A 23557-nucleotide genomic window follows, 5' to 3' on the forward strand; every position below is an offset into this window, starting at 1 on the left:
GCTCGTACGCGAGTCCGGAGGCGGACCACCGTTCCCGTTCGACCTGGCGCACGGTCACCGCGTCCGTGGTGACCGCCTTGCCGGTGGCCATCTTCCGCAGGGCGTGCAGGGCGCGGGTGAGCGGCTGGTCGGCGAAGACGCCGTGCTGGCCGACCCCGTCCCGTACATGGAGGGCGGCGAGCTGCTCCTGGTCACCGCGACCAACCTCGACGCGGAGAACCCCGAGGTCATGAAGCGGTACGTGCGACGGCTGGCCGGAGCCGGCGTGGTCGGGCTCGGCTTCGCCGTCGGGGTCACCTACGACGAGGTGCCGCAGCCGCTGGTCGACGCGGCCGAGGAAGCCGGGCTGCCCCTGCTCGAAGTGCCGCGCCGCACCCCGTTCCTCGCCATCGCCAAGGCCGTCTCCTCCGAGATCGCCGCCGACCAGTACCGGGCCGTCACCGCGGGCTTCGAGGCGCAGCGGGAACTGACCAGGGCGGCCCTCGCCGGGGACGGCCCGGCCGAACTCCTCGCCCGTCTCGCCGCGCACGTCGACGGCTGGGCCGCGCTGTACGACGCCTCCGGCGCGGTCGTGGCCGCCGCGCCCGACTGGGCGGCCCGCCGCGCCGCCCGGCTCACCCCTGACGTGGAGCGCCTGCGGGAGCGCCCGGCGCCGGCCAGCGTCGTCGTCGGTGACACCGACGACCGCGTCGAGCTCCAGTCCCTGGGCACCGGCCGGCGGGTCCGCGGCGCACTGGCCGTGGGCACCGGGGCGGCGCTGGGCACCGCCGAGCGCTACGCGGTGCACTCGGCGGTCGCCCTGCTCACCCTCATCACGGCCCGCTCCCGCTCGCTCCAGGGCGCCGAACAGCGGCTCGGCGCCGCGGTGCTGCGCATGCTCCTGGCCGGCCAGCCCGACCATGCGCGCGGTGTCGCCGGGGACCTGTACGGCGGGCTGCTCGACGCGCCCTTCCGGCTGCTCATCGCCGAGGCCGCCGAACCGTCGACCACGGCGCAGCTCAGCGAGGCCATGGAGACCGCTGCCGCCCGCTCCGGCGAAACGCTGCTGATGGTGCCCGAGGGCGAACGCCTCGTCGTGCTGGCCGCCGACGGAGGTGCCGCCGTCGCCGCCTGTGCCGCGTACGCCGAGGCGCAGGAGTCCGCGCCTCCGCGCGAACCGTCCGCACCGGACGCGGCGGTGGTCGTCGGGCTCTCCGCCCCTGCGGGACCCATCGCCGTGTCCGCCGCGTACAAACAGGCCGAGCAGTCCCTCTCGGTCGCCCGCCGGCGGGGCAGGGCCCTGGTCGAGCACGAGGAACTGGCCGCCGGATCCGTCCTGCCGCTGCTCGCGGACGACGCGGTCAGGGCCTTCGCCGACGGCATGCTCCGCGCCCTGTACGAGCATGACGCCAAGGGCCGCGGCGACCTCGTGGCCTCGCTGCGGGCCTGGCTCTCGCACCACGGCCAGTGGGACGCGGCCGCGGCGGACCTCGGGGTCCACCGGCACACCCTGCGCTACCGCATGCGCCGGGTGGAGGAGATCCTCGGCCGCTCGCTGGACGACGCGGACGTCCGGATGGAGCTGTGGCTCGCCCTCAAGGTCGCGAACCCTCCGACGGTTCCGTAGGTCCTCGCCCGCCTGCGACAAACCGGAGCACAGGGCCCCGCCTGTGCTCCACGCCGGACAAACGCCAGGCGGACGCCGCGGCCCTACGGTGGAGGACGGAACACCCCACGCCATCGAAGGGCCGGAACCTCCATGACCTCCACCCACGCCTTCTGGCTGGCCGGCCGCGAGGCCACCGGCGAGGAAAGCTTCGACGTCACCAACTCCTGGGACGGGCGTCTCGTCGGCACCGTCAGCGTGCCCACCGAGGCCCAGGTGGAGGAGGCCGTCGCCGCCGCGCACGCCGTACGCGACGAGTTCGCCGCGACCCCGGCCCACGTCCGCGCCGCCGCGCTCGACCATGTGGCCCGGCGTCTGACGGAGCGCACCGAGGAGATCGCCCAGGTGATCTCCGCCGAGAACGGCAAGCCGATCAAGTGGGCGCGCGGCGAGGTCGGCCGCGCGGTCTCCGTGTTCCGCTTCGCCTCCGAGGAGGCCCGCCGCTTCAACAGCGGTGACGCCCAGCGCCTGGACACCGACGCCGGCGGCACCGGCCGTCTCGGCCTGACCCGCCGCTTCCCGCGCGGCACGGTCCTCGGCATCGCCCCGTTCAACTTCCCGCTGAACCTGAGTGCCCACAAGGTCGCCCCGGCCATCGCCGTCGGCGCCCCGATCATCCTGAAGCCCGCTCCGGCCACCCCGATCTCGTCGCTGATCCTGGGCGAGCTGCTGGCCGAGACCGACCTGCCCGCCGGTTCCTGGTCGGTGCTGACGGTTCCCAACGACCGCATGCCCGCCCTCGTCCAGGACGAGCGCCTGCCCGTGATCTCGTTCACCGGCTCCGCCCCGGTCGGCTACGCGATCATGGACTCGGTGCCGCGCAAGCACTGCACCCTGGAACTCGGTGGCAACGGGGCCGCGGTCGTCCTCGGCGACTACGCCTCCGAGGCGGACCTGGACTGGGCCGCGACCCGGATCGCGACCTTCTCCAACTACCAGGGCGGCCAGTCCTGCATCTCGGTGCAGCGCGTCATCGCGGACGCCGCCGTCTACGACCGGCTGCTGCCGAAGATCGTCGCGGCTGTCGAGGCCCAGGTCACCGGCGACCCGTCCGACGCCGCCACCGACGTCGGCCCGCTCGTCGACGAGAAGGCCGCCAAGCGCGTCGAGTCCTGGGTCGACGAGGCCGTGCAGGCCGGCGCCCAGCTGCTCGCCGGCGGCAAGCGCGACGGGTCCACGTACGCGCCGACCGTCCTCGCCGAGCTCCCCGGCGGCGTCACCCTCTCCCACGAGGAGGTCTTCGGACCGGTCCTCTCGGTCCAGAAGGTGGACGGCGAGGCCGAGGCGTTCGCCTCCGTCAACTCCTCCCAGTACGGCCTCCAGGCGGGCGTGTTCACCCACGACCTGCAGACCGCCTTCCGCGCCCACCGCGCGCTGGAGGTCGGCGGCGTGATCATCGGCGACGTCCCCTCCTACCGCGCCGACCAGATGCCGTACGGCGGTGCCAAGCAGTCCGGCGTCGGCCGCGAGGGCGTCCGCTACGCGATGGACGACTACACCTACGAGCGCGTCCTGGTCCTCACCGGCCTCGCCCTGTAAGCCCCCGCCCGCCCGCGTTCCGCCCGGACAGTGAGACGGCGGGCGGCGGGGGAACGGCCCGAACCCGCTGTGCGGGGGTTCGGGCCGTTTCGCATGCCGCACGCCGCAGCGGGCAGTGGAGTGGTGACCGACCCGATCGGCGCCCCCAGGCTGGTGACAGGGGCCGGAACCGGGTACATACGGACGAGTAGAACCGATAGGTACGCAAGGCGGACGGAACCCCGGCCGCCGCGGACCCTTCGGGACCACCCACCCGACGAAGCGGCGAGGTGAGCTCCTCATGTCCGCACCATCCGCACAACGTCCGTCCGCACAGCCGCACACGCCCAAGGTCACCGAACGCGAAGCGCGACAGGTGGCCGAGGAAGCGCGCGAACAGGACTGGCGCAAACCCAGTTTCGCCAAGGAACTCTTCCTGGGCCGCTTCCGGCTCGACCTGATCCACCCGCATCCGCTGCCCGCCGCCGAGGACGTCCGGCGCGGCGAGGAGTTCCTCGCCCGGCTGCGCGACTTCTGCGAGACCCGGATCGACGGCGCCCTGATCGAACGCGAGGCGAGGATCCCCGACGAGGTCGTGAACGGCCTCAAGGAGCTCGGCGCGCTCGGCATGAAGATCGACGTGAAGTACGGCGGCCTCGGACTGACGCAGGTCTACTACAACAGGGCCCTCGCCCTGGCCGGCTCCGCCAGCCCCGCGATCGGCGCCCTGCTCTCGGCCCACCAGTCCATCGGCGTGCCGCAGCCCCTGAAGATCTTCGGCAGCCAGGAGCAGAAGGACACCTTCCTGCCCCGGCTGGCCCGTACCGACATCTCGGCGTTCCTCCTCACCGAACCGGACGTGGGCTCCGACCCCGCACGGCTCGCCACCACAGCCGTCCGCGACGGGGACGACTACGTCCTCGACGGGGTGAAGCTGTGGACCACCAACGGCGTCGTCGCCGACCTGCTGGTCGTCATGGCGCGCGTACCGAAGTCGGAAGGGAACAAGGGAGGCATCACGGCCTTCGTGGTCGAGGCCGACGCCCCCGGCATCACCGTGGAACACCGCAACGCCTTCATGGGGCTGCGCGGTCTGGAGAACGGCGTCACCCGCTTCCACCAGGTGCGCGTGCCCGCGGCGAACCGCATCGGTCCCGAGGGGGCGGGGCTCAAGATCGCCCTCACGACCCTCAACACGGGCCGGCTCTCCCTGCCCGCCATGTGCGTCGGCTCCGGGAAGTGGTGCCTGAAGATCGCCCGCGAATGGTCGGCCGTCCGTGAGCAGTGGGGCCGGCCCGTGGCCCGGCACGAGGCCGTGGGCGCCAAGATCTCCTTCATCGCGGCGACCACGTTCGCCCTCGAAGCCGTCGTCGACCTCGCCTCGCAGATGGCGGACGAGGACCGCAACGACATCCGGATCGAGGCGGCGCTCGCCAAGCTGTACGGCTCCGAGATGGGCTGTCTCATGGCCGACGAGCTGGTCCAGATCCGCGGGGGCCGGGGCTTCGAGACGGCGGACTCCCTCGCCGCACGGGGCGAACGGGCCGTACCCGCCGAGCAGATGCTCCGGGACATGCGGATCAACCGGATCTTCGAGGGCTCGACGGAGATCATGCACCTGCTGATCGCCCGCGAGGCGGTCGACGCCCACCTCAAGGTCGCGGGCGACATCATCGACCCCGACAAGCCGCTCTCCGCCAAGGCCCGGGCGGGTGCGAACGCCGCCGGGTTCTACGCGAAGTGGCTCCCGAAGCTCGTCGCCGGACCGGGCCAGCTCCCGCGCACCTACGGGGACTTCCACCCCACCGGCCACGCCGACCTCTCCGGGCACCTGCGCTACGTCGAACGGGCCTCCCGCAAACTGGCCCGCTCCACCTTCTACGCCATGTCCCGCTGGCAGGGCCGGATGGAGACCAAACAGGGCTTCCTCGGCAGGATCGTCGACATCGGCGCGGAGCTCTTCGCCATGAGCGCCGCCTGTGTCCGCGCCGAACACCTGCGCGTCGAGAACGACCACGGCCGCGAGGCGTACCAGCTCGCCGACACCTTCTGCCGCCAGTCCCGCATCAGGATCGAGGAGCTCTTCACCCGGCTCTGGTCCAACACCGACGACCTCGACCGGAAGGTCGTCGACGGGGTCCTCGCGGGCACGTACACCTGGCTGGAGGAAGGCATCGTCGACCCGAGCGGCGAAGGCCCGTGGATCGCCGACGCGACCCCCGGACCCTCGGCCCGGGAGAACGTGCGCCGGCCGATCCGCTGAGCCCGTGACGCCGCGGCGGCGGGGCACGTCCACGCGCTGGACGTGCCCCGCCGCCGTGCGCGCGACACGGCAGGATGGGCGCCCGTGACCGTCATCCATGTCCCCGGTTCCAAGTCCGTCACCGCGCGCGCCCTCTTCCTGGCCGCCGCCGCGGACGGCACCAGCACCCTCGTCCGTCCGCTGAGCTCGGACGACACCGAAGGCTTCGCGGAAGGACTCACCGCCCTCGGCTACGCCGTGGACCGGGGAGCGGAGGCCTGGCGCGTCACGGGCCGCCCCTCCGGTCCCGCCGCCAAGGACGCCGACGTCTACTGCCGGGACGGCGCGACCACCGCCCGGTTCCTGCCGGCCCTCGCGGCGGCCGGCGCCCGCGGCAGCTACCGCTTCGACGCCTCCGCCCAGATGCGCCGCCGCCCCCTCGCCCCGCTCACCGAAGCGCTGCGCACGCTCGGCGTCGACCTCCGCCACGAGGCCGCCGAGGGCCACCACCCGCTGCGCATCGAGGCCGCCGGCATCAAGGGCGGTGAACTGACCCTGGACGCCGGGCAGTCCAGCCAGTACCTCACCGCACTGCTCATGCTCGGACCGCTGACCGCGGAGGGGCTCACGATCACCGTCACCGATCTGGTGTCGGCGCCGTACATCGAGATCACCCTCGCGATGATGCGGAGCTTCGGCGTCGAGGTCACCCGCTCGGGCCCCGGCGACACCGTCTTCACGGTGCCGCCCGGCGGCTACCGGGCCACCACTTACGCCATCGAGCCCGACGCCTCCACCGCCAGTTACTTCTTCGCGGCGGCGGCGCTCACGGGCCGCGAGGTCACCGTTCCCGGCCTCGGCCGGGGCGCGCTCCAGGGGGATCTGCGCTTCGTCGACGTGCTGCGCCGCATGGGCGCCGAGGTGCACATGACGAACGACGCCACCACGGTCCGCTCCACCGGCCTGCTCGGCGGCCTCACCGTCAACATGCGCGACATCTCCGACACCATGCCGACGCTCGCCGCGATCGCACCCTTCGCCTCGGGGCCCGTCCGTATCGAGGACGTCGGCAACACCCGGGTCAAGGAGTGCGACCGGCTGGAGGCGTGCGCCGAGAACCTGCGGCGCATGGGCATCACGGTCACGACCGGTCCGGACTGGATCGAGATCCGGCCGGGCACCCCGCGTCCCACGGAGATCACGACCCATGGAGACCACCGCGTCGTCATGTCCTTCGCCGTCACCGCGCTGCGGACGCCCGGCATCACGTACGACGACCCCGGCTGCGTACGCAAGACGTTCCCCCGCTTCCACGAGGTCTTCGCCGGGTTCGCGGACCTGTTGAACGGCTAGGGCCGCGGGCCGGAACGGCCTCCGGGCACCGGTGCCGGGCGGCTAGGCTGCGCGGCATGATGTCCGCCTCCGATGTACTGTCCGTCCTCTCCGTGGCGCGCGAGGCCGGTGCGGATGTGGTGATCGCAGGCGGCTGGGGTGTCGACGCGCTGCTCGGTGAGCAGACCCGCGGCCACAAGGATCTCGACCTGCTGCACCGCAGTGAGCAGGAACCCGCTCTCGTCGCAGCCCTGACGGCGGCCGGCTACACGGAGACGCTCGACTGGCGCCCCGCACGGTTCGTCCTCAGCCACCCGTCCGGGCGGGAAATCGACCTGCATCCCCTGCGGTTCGCCCCCGACGGGTCGGCGGTCCAGTCCTCGCTCGATCCGGAGAAGCCGTTCCGCTACCCGGCGGAGTGCTTCGTCACCGGCATCATCGGGGGGACGCGGGTGCCGTGCATCTCGGTCGGGCAGCAGGTCGGGTTCCACCAGGGATACGAGCCCGGCGAGGCCGACCTGCACGACATGGACCGGCTCCGCGGGAAGTTCGGTGTGGCCACGCACTTCTGAGCCGCCCGCCCGGAGCACCGGCCCACGCGCACGGCGAAGCAGCAGGAAAACGACGAAGCATCAGGAAAAACGGGGACCAGGGAGATGGGGACAGACATGTACGGGGTGAGGAACCTGCGGGGGCGACGGCGCCGGCTGGCGGTGGTGGGGACGGTGGCCGCGATGGCGCTCGGCATGTCCGCCTGCGGCAGTGACGACGACGGCGCGGCGGGCGCGAAGAAGGACGGCAAGGCCTCGGCCGCGCCCTCCGCGCCCGCGGCACCCGACGAGGCACGCCTGAAGGCCGCGTCCTTCACCGACGGCGAGAAGGTCGGCACGTACACGGCGTCCGCATACGTCCTCGACGGCCCGCTCGGCGACGCGTACACCGCCGTCCCCGACGGCTGCCAGCCGCTGGTCAGCCTCTCCGGCGAGGTCAGCGACCCCGACCCGGCCGCCGAGGTCCAGCGCAAGGTCGACGTCCCGGACGAGATGCTCGGCGTCACCGTCGACGTCACCCTGCGCAACTACGCGAACGGCGGCGCCGCCACCGTCATGAAGGCCCTCGACAAGGCCGGCCGTGACTGCGCCGGCGGCTTCACCGAGCAGCGTGCCGTCGCGGCCGCGAAGTATCTGAAGGCCGAGCCCGCCAAGGCCCCGGCCTTCGCGGCCGAGGCCGACGAGGCGAAGGCGTACCGCTTCACCATCCTCGACGTGAAGGGGCAGCAGAAGCTGTACGAGTACCTCACCGTCGTCCGCTCCGGTTCCACGACCCTCTCCTTCCGGGCGGAGATCACCTCCACCGAGGACATCGGCGGGGTGCCGCCCGAGGTGATGGCCGCCCAGTGGGCCAAGTTCCGCGGCGAAGGGCTGAGGGCTCGATGAGCGAGCAGCCGGGACACGGCGCGAGGGACGCGCTGTCCGTGCACACAGCCGATGCGGTGACAATGGGGGGCATGAGCGACAGCCCCGCCCCCCTCGCCGACCCGCACCTCGTCTTCGACGCCGTGGAAGGCCGCCGGGATCTCGTCATCCTCGGCTCCACCGGGTCCATCGGCACCCAGGCCATCGACCTGGTGCTGCGCAACCCCGACCGCTTCCGCGTCACCGCGCTCTCCGCGGCGGGCGGCCGGGTCGCCCTCCTCGCCGAGCAGGCGCGCCGACTGAGGGTGCGCACGGTCGCCGTCGCCTCTCCCGACGCGGTACCGGCGCTGCGCGAGGCCCTGCGCACGGTGTACGGAGCGGGGGAACAGCCTCCCGAGATCCTGGCCGGACCCGACGCCGCCACACAGCTGGCCGGCAGCGACTGCCACACCGTGCTGAACGGGATCACCGGCTCGATCGGTCTCGCCCCCACGCTGGCCGCGCTGAAGGCGGGCCGCACGCTGGCACTCGCCAACAAGGAGTCGCTGATCGTCGGCGGCCCCCTGGTCAAGGCGCTCGCCGCCCCCGGCCAGATCATCCCGGTCGACTCCGAGCACGCCGCGCTCTTCCAGGCACTCGCGGCCGGCAAGCGCGCCGATGTCCGCAGGCTCGTCGTCACCGCGTCCGGCGGCCCGTTCCGGGGACGTACCAGGAGCGAGCTCGCCGACGTCACACGCGAGCAGGCCCTCAACCACCCGACCTGGGCCATGGGCCCGGTCATCACGGTCAATTCGGCCACCCTGGTCAACAAGGGGCTCGAAGTCATCGAGGCGCACCTCCTCTACGACATCCCGTTCGACCGGATCGAGGTCGTGGTCCACCCCCAGTCGTACGTGCACTCCATGGTCGAGTTCACGGACGGCTCCACCCTCGCCCAGGCGACCCCGCCCGACATGCGCGGACCGATCGCCATCGGCCTCGGCTGGCCGCAGCGCGTCCCCGACGCGGCACCCGCCTTCGACTGGACGAAGGCCTCCGCCTGGGAGTTCTTCCCGCTCGACACGGAGGCCTTCCCGTCCGTCGGACTCGCCCGGCACGTGGGCACCCTCGGCGGCACCGCCCCGGCGGTCTTCAACGCCGCGAACGAGGAGTGCGTGGACGCGTTCCTGGACGGGCGGCTGGCGTTCAACGGAATCATGGACACGGTCACCGCGGTGGTGTCCGAGCACGGAACGCCCGCGACGGGAACTTCGCTGACGGTCGCGGACGTCCTTGAAGCGGAAGCCTGGGCACGGACCCGGGCCCGGGAACTCTCGGCCAAGGCCACCGCGGAGGCGCGCGCATGAGTATGACGACGATCCTGCTGACGATTCTCGGCATCGCCGTCTTCGCCGTCGGCCTGCTGTTCTCCATCGCCTGGCACGAGCTGGGCCACCTGTCGACCGCGAAGCTCTTCGGTATCCGCGTCCCGCAGTACATGGTGGGCTTCGGCCCGACCGTCTGGTCGCGGAAGAAGGGCGACACGGAGTACGGGATCAAGGCCATCCCGGCCGGCGGCTACATCCGCATGATCGGGATGTTCCCGCCGGGACCCGACGGGAAGCTGGAGGCACGCTCCACCTCGCCCTGGCGCGGCATGATCGAGGACGCCAGATCCGCCGCCTTCGAGGAGCTCGAACCGGGCGACGAGAAGCGTCTCTTCTACACGCGCAAGCCGTGGAAGCGCGTCATCGTCATGTTCGCCGGCCCCTTCATGAACCTGATTCTGGCCGTGGCGATCTTTCTCGGCGTGGCCATGACGTTCGGCTTCCAGACGCAGACGACCGATGTCGCAGGCGTCCAGAAGTGCGTGATCTCCCAGAGCGAGAAGCGGGAGACCTGTAAGAAGTCCGACCCGGTCTCGCCCGCGCAGGCCGCCGGCCTGAAGGTGGGCGACAAGATCGTCGCCTTCAACGGCCAGAAGATCGACGAGTGGTCCGTCCTCTCCGACAAGATCCGCGACACGATCGGCCCCGCCACCATCACGGTGCGGCGCGACGGGCAGGAGAAGACCCTCCACGCCGTGCTCAAGAAGAACGCCGTGCTGAAGAAGGACTCCGACGGCGAGGTGGTCGAGGGGAAGTACGTCTCCGCCGGCTACCTCGGTTTCGCGGCCAAGACCGAGATCGTCCCGCTCTCCTTCGGTGACTCCGTCGTCCGCATGGGCGACATGATCGAGAACGGCGTCGACTCGATCATCGCCCTGCCGTCCAAGATCCCGGCCCTGTGGGACGCGGCCTTCTCGGACGGCGAGCGCGCCGCCGACTCCCCGGTGGGCGTCGTCGGCGCGGCCAGGATCGGCGGCGAGGTGATGACGCTGGACGTACCGGCGCAGAACCAGGTCGCGATGATGCTGTTCCTGCTGGCCGGCTTCAACCTCTCGCTGTTCCTCTTCAACATGCTGCCGCTGCTGCCGCTCGACGGCGGCCACATCGCGGGGGCCCTGTGGGAGGCGCTGCGGCGCAACGCCGCGCGGATCTTCAAGCGCCCCGACCCCGGCCCGTTCGACGTGGCCAAGCTGATGCCGGTCGCGTATGTGGTCGCCGGGGTGTTCATCTGCTTCACCCTGCTCGTCCTGGTCGCCGACGTCGTCAACCCGGTCAAGATCTCCTGACCGGGCCTTCCCGGGGGCGCCTGTACCCCGAGTGACGGAGGATGCGCACGGTGCGTCCGGGACCCCATATTTTGCCCGGGTTCCCGGACGCGGTGTGCTTCACGCCGTGCTCGGTGCCGTAACCTCGAAGGCCGGAGCCCGCCGACTTCGGGACCTCGATCCACACCTTGGGGATGCTCAGCGCATGACTGCGATTTCTCTCGGAATGCCCACCGTTCCGACCCAGCTCGCCGTACGGCGGGTCAGCCGCAAGATCCAGGTCGGGTCGGTGGCGGTCGGTGGGGACGCGCCGGTTTCGGTGCAGTCGATGACGACGACGCGTACGTCGGACATCGGTGCCACGCTCCAGCAGATCGCGGAGCTGACGGCCTCGGGCTGCCAGATCGTGCGCGTGGCGTGCCCGACCCAGGACGACGCCGACGCACTCGCGACGATCGCCTCCAAGTCGCAGATCCCGGTGATCGCCGACATCCACTTCCAGCCGAAGTACGTGTTCGCCGCGATCGACGCGGGCTGCGCGGCGGTCCGGGTGAACCCCGGGAACATCAAGCAGTTCGACGACAAGGTCAAGGAGATCGCGCGGGCGGCGAACGACGCCGGCACGCCGATCCGGATCGGCGTGAACGCCGGTTCGCTGGACGCGCGACTGCTGAAGAAGTACGGCAAGGCCACCCCCGAGGCACTGGTGGAGTCGGCACTCTGGGAGGCGTCGCTCTTCGAGGAGCACGGCTTCAGGGACATCAAGATCTCCGTCAAGCACAACGACCCCGTCGTGATGGTCAACGCCTACCGGCAGCTCGCCGCCCAGTGCGACTACCCGCTGCACCTCGGCGTGACCGAGGCCGGCCCGGCGTTCCAGGGCACCATCAAGTCCGCCGTCGCCTTCGGCGCCCTGCTCAGCGAGGGCATCGGCGACACGATCCGCGTCTCGCTGTCGGCGCCGCCGGCCGAGGAGGTCAAGGTCGGGCTCCAGATCCTGGAGTCGCTGAACCTGAAGCAGCGCCGGCTGGAGATCGTGTCCTGCCCGTCGTGCGGCCGTGCGCAGGTCGACGTGTACAAGCTGGCCGATCAGGTGAGCGCGGGCCTTGACGGCATGGAGGTCCCGCTGCGCGTCGCCGTGATGGGCTGTGTCGTCAACGGCCCCGGCGAGGCCCGCGAGGCCGACCTGGGCGTCGCCTCGGGCAACGGCAAGGGACAGATCTTCGTCAAGGGCGAGATCATCAAGACCGTGCCCGAGTCGAAGATCGTCGAGACCCTCATCGAGGAAGCCCTCAAGATCGCCGAACAGATGGAGAAGGACGGCATCGCCTCCGGTGAGCCCGAGGTCTCCGTCAGCTGACCCCATGCCCTCCACGACAGCGCCCCGCCGGAGAAACCCTCCGGGCGGGGCGCTGTCCGTGAGCCAGGTCACCGGGTATCGCAGAGGCGGTTCACGGCCACGAGCGGCGTGCCACAGCCTCTTTGGGTACAGTGCGGAAATCAGCAGACCGCATGGTGAGGCCCCCTCGTGTTGACGCAGACCACCACCCGGGTCCTCGAACCCAGCGACCTCGGCGCCGCCCTCGCGGTGCTGGAGAGCGAACCCGTAGCCAACGCCTTCGTGACCTCCCGGGTCCAGATCGCCGGCCTCGACCCCTGGCGCCTGGGCGGCGAGATGTGGGGCTGGTACACGGGCGGCCACCTGCGGTCGCTCTGCTACTCGGGAGCCAACCTGGTCCCGATCTGCGCCACCCCCGAGGCCGTCCGGGCCTTCGCCGACCGCGCCCGCAGGGCCGGCCGCCGCTGCTCCTCGATCGTGGGACCGGCCGGGCCCACCGCACAGCTGTGGCGGCTCCTCGAACCGGGCTGGGGCCCCGCCCGCGAGGTCAGGGCCAACCAGCCGCTCATGGTCACCGAGAGCCCGTCCGCCGACGTGGCACCCGACCCCCTGGTCCGCCGCGTCCGCAAGGACGAGATGGACGTCCTCATGCCGGCCTGCGTCGCCATGTTCACCGAAGAGGTCGGCATCTCCCCGCTCGCCGGTGACGGCGGACTGCTCTACCAGGCCCGCGTCGCCGAGCTCATCGGCGCCGGCCGCTCCTTCGCCCGGATCGACGACGGCAAGGTCGTCTTCAAGGCGGAGATCGGCGCCACCACCGCACAGGCCTGCCAGATCCAGGGAGTCTGGGTCGCCCCCGAGTACCGCGGCCGGGGTCACTCCGAGACCGGCATGGCAGCCGTCCTGCGGTACGCGCTGGCCGACGTCGCACCCATCGTCAGCCTGTACGTGAACGACTACAACACCCCCGCACGCAAGGCCTACCGGCGCATCGGCTTCCGCGAGACCGGCGCGTTCATGAGCGTCCTGTTCTGATCCCGTGGCCGCCCCGCCCCGGCCCGTACCCCGTACCCCGCACCGCGCCAGGGACAGTAGGGTCTGCTCATGGCAGCAGCTTCCGGGGGAGGACCCCACACCACCGGCGTCCGGATCGGACCGATCGATCTCGCCGCACGCGTGGACGAGGCGCTCGCCGTGCAGGCCGTCGCCTTCGGACTCGGCCCCGAGGAGATCGAGGTACGACGCCACATCGTCCTCAGACACCTCGACCACCCCTGCGCCCGCGCGCTCGGCGCCCTGACCCCGGACGGCGGCCTCGTCGGATTCGTCTACGGCATGCCCAACGAGCGCGGTCAGTGGTGGTCCACCGTCGTCGAGCCCCACCTGCGGGCCACCGGCTCGGCGGGCTGGCTCGACGACTCCTTCGTGATCACCGAACTCCACGTCCACCCGGAGTTCCAGAACCGGGGCGTCGGCCGCGGCCTCATCACCACCATCACGGACGCCGTCGACCAGCCCCGCTCGATCCTCTCCGCCATCGACACGGACAGTCCCGCACGCGGTCTCTACCGGTCGCTCGGCTACCGCGACCTCGCCCGGCAGGTGCATTTCCCCAGCGCTCCCATGCCGTACGCGGTCATGGGAGCACCCCTTCCGCTGCTCCGCCCCGGGCGCGCCTGACGCAATCGATTTCCGCCCGCCGGTGCCGCCCGGCTAACCTCCTGCACATCACCCTTCCGAGCAGGAGTTCATCATGGCCCAGGTCCAGCGCATGTCCCGATTGATGATCAAGACACTGCGCGACGACCCGGCGGACGCCGAGACGCTCAACCACAAGCTCCTCGTCCGCGCCGGATACGTACGCCGCACCGCGGCCGGCATCTGGTCCTGGCTGCCGCTCGGCAAGAAGGTCCTGGAGAACATCACCCGCGTCGTCCGCGAGGAGATGGACGCCATCGGCGGCCAGGAGGTCCTGCTTCCCGCGCTCCTGCCCAAGGAGGCGTACGAGGCGAGCGGCCGGTACGATGAGTACGGCGACCTGCTGTTCCGGCTCCAGGACCGCAAGGGCGCCGACTACCTCCTCGGCCCGACGCACGAAGAGGTCTTCACCCAGGTCGTCAAGGACATGTGCTCGTCCTACAAGGACCTGCCCGTGATCCTGTACCAGATCCAGACCAAGTACCGCGACGAGGCCCGCCCCCGCGCCGGAGTGCTGCGCGGCCGCGAGTTCCAGATGAAGGACTCGTACTCCTTCGACACCACCGACGAGGGTCTCGCCGAGGCGTACCAACTGCACCGCGGCGCCTACATCCGGATCTTCGAGCGGCTCGGCCTCGACCACCGCATCGTCTCCGCGGTCTCCGGCGCCATGGGCGGCTCCGCCTCCGAGGAGTTCCTCGCTCCCGCGCCCGCCGGTGAGGACACCTTCGTCGACTGCCCGAACTGCGACTACGCAGCCAACACCGAGGCCGTGACGTTCAACGCCACCCCGGCCGACGGCTCGGCGACCGGCCCCGTGGAGGAGCTGGACACCCCCGACACCCCGACCATCGAGACCCTCGCCGCCCACCTCGGCGTCCCGGCCTCCGCCACCCTGAAGAACCTCCTGGTCAAGGTCGACGGCGAGATCGTGGCCGTGGGCGTGCCCGGCGACCGCGAGGTCGACCTCGGCAAGCTGGGCGAGCACCTCACCCCGGCCGTCGTCGAGCTCGTCACCGCCGAGGACTTCGTGGGCCGCCCCGACCTGGTCCGCGGCTACGTCGGACCGCAGGGTCTGGAGAAGGTCCGCTACATCGCCGACCCGCGCGTCGCCGCCGGCACCGCCTGGATCACGGGTGCCAACAAGGAGGGCAAGCACGCGAAGAACGTCGTCGCCGGCCGTGACTTCGAGGTCGACGACTACCTCGACGTCGTCGTCGTCGAGGCGGGCGACCCGTGCCCCAAGTGCGGCACCGGCCTCCAGGTGGACCGCGCCATCGAGATCGGCCACATTTTCCAGCTCGGCCGCAAGTACGCCGACATCTTCTCGCTCGACGTGCTCGGCCAGCAGGGCAAGCCCGTCCGGGTCACGATGGGCTCGTACGGCATCGGCGTCTCCCGCGCGGTGGCCGCGCTCGCCGAGCAGACCGCCGACGACAAGGGCCTGTGCTGGCCCCGCGAGATCGCCCCCGCCGACGTGCACGTCGTCGCCGCGGGCAAGGCGCTCCAGACCGAGCTCGCCCTCGACGTCTCCGAGAAGCTGAACGCCGCCGGCCTGCGCGTCCTGGTCGACGACCGTCCGGGCATCTCGCCCGGCGTCAAGTTCACCGACTCCGAGCTCATCGGCGTCCCGAAGATCCTGGTCGCCGGCCGCCGCTCGGCCGAGGGCGTCCTGGAGCTGAAGGACCGCCGCACCGGCGAGCGCGAGGAGCTCACGGTCGACGAGGCGATCGCCCGCCTCACCGAGCAGGACTGACCGCTCCGCCGCACCACGCGCAGGGCCCCGGCACGGAKMTCCGTGCCGGGGCCCTGCGCCGTGCGGACCTACAACCAGCCCGCGAACTCCAGCGTCACTTCGCCCTCCTGGCGGCGCCCGGCCGCCAGCGCCCGGGTGCCCGACTCCACCGCGCGGAACAGCGTCCAGCCGTGCAGCCGCTCCCGGTCCACATCCAGGGCGTCCGCGAGCTTCTTGATCCTGCGGCGGGCGGTCATCGCACCGCCGGGCGAGGCGATCAGGTCCTCGACCCGGTCCCGCACCAGCCGCGCCAGATCGTAGGCCCGCTCGCCGATCACCGGCTCGGGACCGACCGTCAGCCACGGCGCGCGTTCGCCGGAGAGCACCTTGCTCTGCCGGAAGTTGCCGTGCAGCAACAGGGTCTCGGGGGAGTGGGCGACCAGTTCCTCGCGCGCCGCCAGGGCCGCCGAGACCAGGGGCTCCAGGGCGGGATCGTCCGCCGCCGAGGCCCGCATCGCGTCGATGCGCTGCCCGGTCCGTCCGGTGACCGTCTCGAAAGCGTGCTCCGGGGGCGGTTCGACCCAGAGCCGCCGCACCGTACCGGCCGCCTCCAGGAGCGCCTTCGCCTCCGGGAGCGAGCGCAGCGACACCTCGGGATGCAGTCGCTCCAGCAGCAGCGATCCGCCCGCGGTCTCCGGCTCCGCCGTCTCGTCGGGGGCGGCGAGCAGTTGGACCGCGCCCCAGCCGTTCCAGTGCGCCAGCGCCGCCCGTTCGAGCTCCGGGGCCGCCCCGGCGGGCGCGAGCTTCAGCGCTGCCGGGGTGCCGTCGGTATCCCGTACCAGCAGGACCAGGCTGCTGCGCCCTCCCGGGGCGGCGACCCGTTCGACGGTCAGCTCCCGCCCGGCCGCGGCCAGCGCACGCTCGGTCAGCCCGGGTAGCTCCGCGAGCCAGTCCCCGGCGGCCGTATCCCCGTACGACTCGCCGAGCGCTCGCACCAGACGCTGCGGCGGTTCAAAACCCATACGTGCCGTGTTCCCTTTCAGAGCCTGCTTCAGTGCGTCGTGCCGGCTTCGGCCTGCGCACCGGTCCCGTCGGTACGGGACCCGTCCGCGGCCCGCTCGGCGAGCCCGGGAAAGGGTACGCCGCTGCCGCGCCAGCGGACCGCGCGCACCGCGGCCTCCCGCAGGGCGTCCGCCGCCGAGCGGCGCAACGGCCCCTCGGAGGCCCGTACGAGGTCGGAGTAGACATCCGCGACCCGGTCCTCCAGCACGGCGGCCAGGCGCACCGCCGCGGCGGCGTCCGGGACCGCGAACGGCAGAGCGTACGCGGGACCCGCGGCCACCGGGTCACCGCCCAGGTCGCGCACGGTGCGCACCAGCGCGTCGCGCCGGGCCCGGTGGGCGTGGTGCGCGGCGGYGGCCTCGGCGCGGCGGTCCGCGGCGACCCGGCCGCCGGCCACTCCGTAGCCGTACACAGCGGCGTGTTCGGCGGCCAGCGCCGACTGCGCGGCCTCCAGGGTCCCGTCCTCGCTCATGCCTTCGTCTCCTTGGCCAGTTCGGTCAGCAGGTAGGCGTGGGCCGAGGCCGCCGCCGCGACCGACGCGAGCAGCCGGGCCAGTTCCGGCGGAGCCTTCATCAGTGCCTGGGTGTGCGAGGCCGCGGCCCGGCGTTCCGCGGCGGCCAGCTCCCGGACCGCCGCCCGGGCGTCTCCGGTGCCGGGCCGGGTCCGGACGAGGCCGAGCGCCTCGCCGGGGCCCAGGGCCGTGATGTGGGCGCGGACGGCGTCCCGCAGCGGGGTGAGCCCGGCCGCGGTCGCCGGATGGGTCCGGACGACGGTCTCGTACTGGGCGAACAGCGAGGTGCTCACGCCGCGGGCCTGCGCCCGCAGCGAGGTCTCCGCCCGGTCCGCCGAGGAGCGGTCGGCCGCGGTCCGTGCGCCGGTCTGTGCGGAGCCCTTGCGTCCGGCGCTCTCCTGGTCCCCGCCGCTGCCGCAGCCGGCCAGCACCGCCCCCATGGCGATCGCTCCCGTCGCGGTCAGCGCACCCCTGCGCGTCGTCCCCGTGCGCCGCACTTGTTCTCCTTCGGGCCTGGACCTGTCTTGACTGGATCTGTCCGGAAGTGATCACGCGTTGGCGAGCGTACCCGCGCCCGGGGGGCCGACGGACAGCAACACCCCTTGGGACCGGATACCCTTTGACCAGACACGCGACGATCCCCACAACAGCACACGCGGCCGAGGAGTCACCCGGATGAGCACCACCCAGAGCGAGAGGCTGCGCGGGCTGGTCGAACCGCTCGTCAGCGCCGAGCAGCTGGATCTGGAAGAGATCGAAGTGTCCCGGGCCGGCCGTCGCCGGGTGCTGCGGATCATCGTGGACTCCGAGGAGGGCGTGGAGCTCGACGCCTGCGCGGATCTGAGCCGCGCGATCTCCGCCAAGCTCGACGAGACCGACGCGATGGGCGAGGACGAGTACGTCCTGGAGGTCAGCTCTCCCGGTGCCGACCGCCCGCTGACGGAGCACCGCCACTACGTACGAGCCACGGGCCGCCTGGCCCGGCTGACGCTCGACGAGGGCGGCGAGCTGGTGGCCCGCATCCTCGCGGTCGACGAAGAGGGCCTCGATCTCGAGGTGCCGGGCGTCAAGGGCCGCAAGCCCACGTCCCGCCGGATCGCCTTCGACGAGATCGCCAAGGCGCGCGTGGAGCTGGAATTCAACCGCAAGGACAAGAAGGAAGAGGAGGCGTAGCCGTGGACATCGATGTGAAGCTTCTGAAGGGCTTGGCGCAGGACAAGGAGATCCCGTTCGACGTGCTCGTCGAGGCGATCGAGTCGGCCCTCCTCATCGCGTACCACCGCACCGAAGGCAGCCACCGCAGGGCGCGTGTGGAGCTGGACGAGCGCGGCCACGTGACCGTGTGGGCCAAGGAGGACCCGGCCGACCTCGAGGAGGGCCAGGAACCCAAGGAGTTCGACGACACCCCGTCGGGCTTCGGCCGGATCGCCGCGACCACCGCCAAGCAGGTCATCCTGCAGCGGCTGCGCGACGCCGAGGACGACCGGACGTTCGGCGAGTACGCGGGCCACGAGGGCGATGTCGTGACCGGCGTCGTCCAGCAGGGCAAGGACCCGAAGAACGTCCTGGTCGACATCGGCAAGCTGGAAGCCATCCTGCCGGTGCAGGAGCAGGTGCCGGGCGAGGAGTACACCCACGGCCTGCGGCTGCGCACCTACGTCGTCCGCGTCGCCAAGGGTGTCCGCGGTCCGTCCGTGACGCTGTCGCGGACCCACCCCAACCTCGTGAAGAAGCTCTTCGCGCTGGAGGTCCCGGAGATCGCCGACGGTTCCGTCGAGATCTGCGCGATCGCCCGCGAGGCCGGTCACCGTTCCAAGATCGCCGTGCGCTCCACCCGCTCGGGTCTGAACGCCAAGGGCGCCTGCATCGGCCCGATGGGCGGACGTGTGCGCAATGTCATGGCCGAGCTGCACGGCGAGAAGATCGACATCGTGGACTGGTCGGACGACCCGGCCGAGATGGTCGCCAACGCACTGTCGCCCGCACGGGTGAGTGAGGTCGAGGTCGTTGACCTCGGCGCGCGTTCCGCCCGGGTCACCGTGCCCGACTACCAGCTGTCGCTGGCGATCGGCAAGGAAGGGCAGAACGCCCGTCTCGCCGCCCGTCTGACCGGCTGGCGCATCGACATCCGCCCGGACACCGAGACCGACGCCGAGCGCGACGTCGCGGACCGTGAGCGGGCCGAGCGGGCCCGGGAGCGCTCCGAGCGGCGCTGACTTGACGACGGTCCCGAAGGCCCGTCCGGACACCCGTCCGGACCGGGCCCGACGGGACGACAGGGAATAGATCCCGGCGGCACGCCGCTGAGATCACGACAACATCCGTTCGATTTTTGCCCCAAAGGGGTGAGGTCGGTACGGGGAGGTAGACTTAAACGTGTCTGGCCGGACGCACGCCCGCGCTTGCCCTGAGCGAACCTGTGTGGGATGCCGGGAGCGAGCGGCCAAGAGCGAGCTGCTGCGCATCGTGGTGGACGGGGACGCATGCGTCCCTGATCCTCGCGGTACGCTGCCCGGCCGGGGTGCCTATGTACACCCCGTCTCCGTCTGTCTGGACCTGGCGGTTCGCCGCCGGGCCTTCCCCCGGGCCTTCAAGGCCAAGGGGCCGTTCGACCCCGCTGCGGTGCAGCGGTTCGTCGAGCGGGTGACACCGTAAGAAATTGAACGGCACGGGTCCCCGTGCGGTCAGGTACCTCGCGAGTTGGAAGTAGGTCGAGATTGCGATGAGCACTCGATGAGTACGCGATGAGTACGCCCATGAAGTAGCGACGGTCCGGCGGTAACCCGGACCTAAAAGGAGCGAAGTGGCTAAGGTCCGGGTATACGAACTCGCCAAGGAGTTCGGGGTGGAGAGCAAGGTCGTCATGGCCAAGCTCCAAGAACTCGGTGAATTCGTACGTTCGGCGTCCTCGACGATCGAGGCGCCGGTTGTACGCAAGTTGACTGACGCACTGCAGGGGCCCGGCGGCAACGCCGGCAAGTCCGCTGCAAAGCCTGGCGCGCCCCGTAAGGCCGCCCCTGTGAAGCCCGCAGCGCCCTCCCCGGCCGCTGCGGCACGTCCCGGTGCCCCGAAGCCCGGCGCACCGGCTCCCAAGCCGGCCGCTGCCGAAGCCCCGGCGAGCACCACCCCCGCTGCGCCCTCCGCGCCGTCGGCGGGCCCGCGTCCGGGCCCCAAGCCCGCGCCGAAGGCCGCCCCGGTCACCCCGGTGCCCGCAGCCGAGTTCTCGGCTCCGGCTCCGGCCCAGCCGGCAGCACCGCAGCAGCAGCAGGCCCCGCGTCCCGCGGGTGCCACCCCGGGCCCCCGTCCCGCCGCTTCCCGTCCGGCTCCGGCCGGCGGTCAGCGCGACGGTGGCCAGCGTGACGGCGGCCGCGGTGGAGAGCGTGGCGCCGAGCGCCCCGCACGCCCCGCGGGCCAGGGCGCCCCGCGCCCCGGCGGCGCACGTCCGGCCGGTCCCCGTCCGGGCAACAACCCCTTCACCTCCGGTGGCTCGACGGGCATGGCCCGTCCGCAGTCGCCCCGTCCCGGCGGCGCCCCGCGTCCCGGTGGCGGCTCGGAGCGCCCCGGCGCCCCGCGTCCGCAGGGCGGCCCCGGCGGCGCCCCGCGCCCGCAGGGCCAGGGTCAGGGCGGTGCACGTCCGTCTCCCGGCGGCATGCCGCGCCCGCAGTCCCCTCGTCCCGGCGGCGCCCCCGGCGCCGGCGGTAACCGTCCCAACCCGGGCATGATGCCGCAGCGTCCCGCTGCCGGCCCGCGTCCCGGTGGTGGCCCCGGCGGTGGCCGTGGTCCCGGTGGCGGCGGCGGTCGTCCCGGCGGCGGTGGCGGCGCAGGCCGTCCCGGTGGCGGCGGCTTCGCAGGCCGTCCGGCCGGTCCCGGTGGCGGTGGCGGCGGCTTCGCCGGTCGTCCCGGTGGCGGCGGTGGCGGTGGCGGCGCAGGCCGTCCCGGTGGTGGCGGCGGCTTCGGCGGTCGTCCCGGCTTCGGTGGACGTCCCGGCGGCCCCGGTGGCCGTGGTGGCACGCAGGGCGCCTTCGGCCGCCCCGGCGGTCCCGCGCGTCGTGGTCGCAAGTCGAAGCGGCAGAGGCGCCAGGAGTACGAGGCCATGCAGGCCCCGTCGGTGGGCGGCGTCATGCTGCCTCGCGGCAACGGACAGGCTGTCCGGCTGTCGCGCGGTGCCTCCCTCACCGATTTCGCCGAGAAGATCAACGCCAACCCGGCGTCGCTCGTCGGCGTGATGATGAACCTCGGCGAGATGGTCACTGCCACGCAGTCCGTCTCCGACGAGACGCTGAAGCTCCTCGCGGACGAGATGAACTTCGTCCTCGAGATCGTCAGCCCCGAGGAGGAGGACCGCGAGCTGCTCGAGTCCTTCGACATCGAGTTCGGCGAGGACGAGGGCGGCGAAGAGGCCCTGGTCTCCCGTCCGCCGGTCGTGACCGTCATGGGTCACGTCGACCACGGTAAGACCCGACTGCTGGACGCGATCCGCAAGACGAACGTCATCGCGGGCGAGGCCGGCGGCATCACGCAGCACATCGGTGCGTACCAGGTCGGTGCCGAGGTCAACGGCGAGGACCGCCGTATCACCTTCATCGACACCCCGGGTCACGAGGCGTTCACCGCCATGCGTGCTCGTGGTGCGAAGTCCACCGACATCGCGATCCTCGTGGTGGCGGCGAACGACGGTGTGATGCCCCAGACGATCGAGGCGCTGAACCACGCCAAGGCGGCCGACGTGCCGATCGTGGTCGCGGTCAACAAGATCGACGTCGAGGGCGCGGACCCGACCAAGGTGCGCGGTCAGCTCACCGAGTTCGGTCTGGTGGCCGAGGAGTACGGCGGCGACACGATGTTCGTCGACATCTCCGCGAAGCAGGGCCTCAACATCGAGGCTCTTCTGGAGGCCGTCGTCCTCACCGCCGACGCCTCGCTCGACCTGCGGGCCAACCCGGAGCAGGACGCGCAGGGTATTGCGATCGAGTCCCACCTCGACCGCGGCCGCGGTGCCGTCGCGACCGTCCTCGTCCAGCGAGGCACGCTGCGCGTCGGCGACACGATGGTCGTGGGCGACGCCTACGGCCGCGTGCGCGCCATGCTCGACGACAAGGGCGAGAACGTCGAGGAAGCGGGTCCCTCGACCCCCGTCCTCGTGCTGGGTCTCACCAACGTGCCGGGTGCCGGCGACAACTTCCTGGTCGTCGACGAGGACCGTACGGCCCGTCAGATCGCCGAGAAGCGTGCCGCTCGTGAGCGCAACGCCAACTTCGCCCGCAAGGGTGTCCGGTTCTCCCTGGAGAACCTGGACGAGGCGCTCAAGGCCGGTCTGGTCCAGGAGCTCAACCTCATCATCAAGGGCGACGCGTCCGGTTCGGTGGAGGCTCTCGAGTCCTCGCTGCTCCAGCTCGACGTCGGTGAAGAGGTCGACATCCGGGTCCTGCACCGCGGTGTGGGTGCGGTCACCGAGTCGGACATCGACCTGGCGACCGGCTCCGACGCCATCGTGATCGGCTTCAACGTGCGCGCCGCAGGGCGTGCCGCGCAGATGGCCGACCGCGAAGGTGTGGACGTCCGGTACTACTCGGTCATCTACCAGGCGATCGAAGAGATCGAAGCGGCCCTCAAGGGCATGCTCAAGCCGGAGTACGAAGAGGTCGAGCTCGGTACGGCGGAGATCCGCGAGATCTTCCGCTCGTCCAAGCTGGGCAACATCGCCGGTGTGCTGGTCCGGTCCGGCGAGGTCAAGCGCAACACCAAGGCGCGCCTGCTGCGCGATGGCAAGGTCATCGCGGAGAACCTCAACATCTCCGGTCTGCGCCGCTTCAAGGACGACGTCACCGAGATCCGCGAAGGCTTCGAGGGCGGTATCAACCTCGGAAACTTCAACGACATCAAGATCGACGACGTCATCGCGACGTACGAGATGCGCGAGAAGCCGCGAGGCTGACCCGTACCTCAACAGTCGGGGCCGGTCGACGGACGTATATCCGTCGATCGGCCCCGGCCGTTCCGTGTACGGTTCTTGTGTCCCTGCCAATCACCGGCGGGGCGCGAACCCGAACCGGCGGGACATCCGGACACACATGTATGTGGGGACACTGTCCTTCGATCTGCTTCTCGGCGACGTACGGTCGCTGAAGGAGAAGCGCTCCATAGTCCGTCCGATCGTTGCCGAGCTCCAGCGCAAGTACGCGGTGAGCGTGGCGGAGACGGGCGGGCAGGACCTCCATCGCAGGGCCGAGATCGGCCTCGCCGTGGTCTCCGGGGAAACCGGACACCTCACAGACGTACTCGACCGGTGCGAGCGGTTGGTCGCCGGCCGGCCGGAGGTGGAGCTGCTGTCCGTACGGCGGCGGCTGCACAGCGACGAAGACGATTGAGCAGGACCGGCCGGGAATCGGGGGTGGGCGACGCCACCCCGGTTCCCGGGCCGTTCAAAG

Annotated in this window: 19 protein-coding genes and 1 pseudogene; 17 read left to right on the top strand and 3 right to left on the bottom strand. The window is 71.6% G+C overall.

Going from position 1 to position 23557, the window contains the following annotated elements; translation table 11 throughout:
* Positions 1 to 145: 145 nt before the first annotated feature.
* From EAO72_RS36005 to EAO72_RS36060, 12 genes and pseudogenes are all read left to right on the top strand, one after another.
* Positions 146 to 1606, top strand: a pseudogene (locus EAO72_RS36005) (PucR family transcriptional regulator); the annotation flags it as partial.
* A 132-nt stretch (positions 1607 to 1738) separates the two neighbouring features.
* Positions 1739 to 3184: an aldehyde dehydrogenase family protein gene (locus EAO72_RS36010; protein ID WP_148021216.1), complete on the top strand. Its 1446-nt coding sequence runs from the start codon at positions 1739 to 1741 to the stop codon at positions 3182 to 3184.
* Positions 3185 to 3464: 280 nt separating this feature from the next.
* Positions 3465 to 5426 (top strand): acyl-CoA dehydrogenase family protein, encoded by a 1962-nt coding sequence (locus EAO72_RS36015; protein ID WP_148021217.1) that lies wholly within the window; start codon positions 3465 to 3467, stop codon positions 5424 to 5426.
* Positions 5427 to 5510: 84 nt separating this feature from the next.
* Positions 5511 to 6758: a 3-phosphoshikimate 1-carboxyvinyltransferase gene (gene aroA, locus EAO72_RS36020; RefSeq protein WP_148021218.1), complete on the top strand. Its 1248-nt coding sequence runs from the start codon at positions 5511 to 5513 to the stop codon at positions 6756 to 6758.
* Positions 6759 to 6814: 56 nt separating this feature from the next.
* The gene (locus EAO72_RS36025) at positions 6815 to 7309 is read left to right on the top strand and encodes a nucleotidyltransferase domain-containing protein (RefSeq protein ID WP_148021219.1); all 495 of its coding nucleotides are present in this window, start codon (positions 6815 to 6817) and stop codon (positions 7307 to 7309) included.
* Positions 7310 to 7393: 84 nt separating this feature from the next.
* Entirely contained in the window at positions 7394 to 8173 is a 780-nt protein-coding gene (locus EAO72_RS36030) for a hypothetical protein (protein ID WP_148021220.1), read from the top strand.
* A 71-nt stretch (positions 8174 to 8244) separates the two neighbouring features.
* Positions 8245 to 9498 carry a 1-deoxy-D-xylulose-5-phosphate reductoisomerase gene (gene dxr, locus EAO72_RS36035; RefSeq protein ID WP_148021221.1) on the top strand — a complete coding sequence of 418 codons (1254 nt, stop codon included), beginning with the start codon at positions 8245 to 8247 and terminating at the stop codon, positions 9496 to 9498.
* A complete protein-coding gene (locus EAO72_RS36040; RefSeq protein WP_148021222.1) occupies positions 9495 to 10805 on the top strand; it encodes a M50 family metallopeptidase in 1311 nt (436 codons plus the stop codon). The genes dxr and EAO72_RS36040 overlap by 4 nt, the downstream gene beginning before the upstream one ends.
* A gap of 184 nt (positions 10806 to 10989) precedes the next feature.
* Positions 10990 to 12144, top strand: coding sequence for a flavodoxin-dependent (E)-4-hydroxy-3-methylbut-2-enyl-diphosphate synthase (gene ispG / locus EAO72_RS36045; protein ID WP_148021223.1), 1155 nt, complete (start codon positions 10990 to 10992; stop codon positions 12142 to 12144).
* Between the two features lie 168 nt (positions 12145 to 12312).
* Positions 12313 to 13158, top strand: coding sequence for a GNAT family N-acetyltransferase (locus tag EAO72_RS36050; RefSeq protein WP_187285325.1), 846 nt, complete (start codon positions 12313 to 12315; stop codon positions 13156 to 13158).
* A 69-nt stretch (positions 13159 to 13227) separates the two neighbouring features.
* On the top strand, positions 13228 to 13803 hold the full coding sequence (locus EAO72_RS36055) for a GNAT family N-acetyltransferase (RefSeq protein WP_148021224.1): 576 nt from the start codon (positions 13228 to 13230) through the stop codon (positions 13801 to 13803).
* 73 nt (positions 13804 to 13876) lie between these two features.
* Positions 13877 to 15577: a proline--tRNA ligase gene (locus tag EAO72_RS36060; protein ID WP_148021225.1), complete on the top strand. Its 1701-nt coding sequence runs from the start codon at positions 13877 to 13879 to the stop codon at positions 15575 to 15577.
* A 68-nt stretch (positions 15578 to 15645) separates the two neighbouring features.
* Here the strand turns inward: EAO72_RS36060 and EAO72_RS36065 are convergent, their stop codons facing one another.
* The 3 genes from EAO72_RS36065 to EAO72_RS36075 are packed head-to-tail and all read right to left on the bottom strand — an operon-like array spanning position 15646 to position 17626.
* Positions 15646 to 16578, bottom strand: coding sequence for an aminoglycoside phosphotransferase family protein (locus EAO72_RS36065; RefSeq protein ID WP_148021226.1), 933 nt, complete (start codon positions 16576 to 16578; stop codon positions 15646 to 15648).
* A gap of 29 nt (positions 16579 to 16607) precedes the next feature.
* Complete coding sequence (locus EAO72_RS36070; RefSeq protein WP_148021227.1) at positions 16608 to 17090, bottom strand: ferritin-like domain-containing protein; 483 nt, start codon at positions 17088 to 17090, stop codon at positions 16608 to 16610.
* Positions 17087 to 17626 (bottom strand): hypothetical protein, encoded by a 540-nt coding sequence (locus EAO72_RS36075; RefSeq protein WP_148021228.1) that lies wholly within the window; start codon positions 17624 to 17626, stop codon positions 17087 to 17089. Before EAO72_RS36075 ends, EAO72_RS36070 begins: the two co-directional genes overlap by 4 nt.
* 178 nt (positions 17627 to 17804) lie before the next feature.
* Between EAO72_RS36075 and rimP the strand changes: the two genes are divergently transcribed.
* The 5 genes from rimP to EAO72_RS36100 all read left to right on the top strand — a co-directional run bounded on the left by rimP (position 17805) and on the right by EAO72_RS36100 (position 23497).
* A complete protein-coding gene (rimP, locus tag EAO72_RS36080) occupies positions 17805 to 18302 on the top strand; it encodes a ribosome maturation factor RimP (protein WP_148021229.1) in 498 nt (165 codons plus the stop codon).
* Between the two features lie 2 nt (positions 18303 to 18304).
* On the top strand, positions 18305 to 19345 hold the full coding sequence (gene nusA / locus EAO72_RS36085; RefSeq protein WP_148021230.1) for a transcription termination factor NusA: 1041 nt from the start codon (positions 18305 to 18307) through the stop codon (positions 19343 to 19345).
* A 160-nt stretch (positions 19346 to 19505) separates the two neighbouring features.
* Positions 19506 to 19784 (top strand): YlxR family protein, encoded by a 279-nt coding sequence (locus EAO72_RS36090; protein ID WP_176729335.1) that lies wholly within the window; start codon positions 19506 to 19508, stop codon positions 19782 to 19784.
* Positions 19785 to 19932: 148 nt separating this feature from the next.
* Positions 19933 to 23064 carry a translation initiation factor IF-2 gene (infB, locus tag EAO72_RS36095; protein ID WP_148021231.1) on the top strand — a complete coding sequence of 1044 codons (3132 nt, stop codon included), beginning with the start codon at positions 19933 to 19935 and terminating at the stop codon, positions 23062 to 23064.
* 136 nt (positions 23065 to 23200) lie between these two features.
* A complete protein-coding gene (locus EAO72_RS36100; RefSeq protein WP_136329549.1) occupies positions 23201 to 23497 on the top strand; it encodes a DUF503 domain-containing protein in 297 nt (98 codons plus the stop codon).
* Positions 23498 to 23557 lie beyond the last annotated feature (60 nt).

Source organism: Streptomyces sp. OR43, assembly GCF_008042275.1.
In the GTDB taxonomy this organism is placed as follows: domain Bacteria; phylum Actinomycetota; class Actinomycetes; order Streptomycetales; family Streptomycetaceae; genus Streptomyces.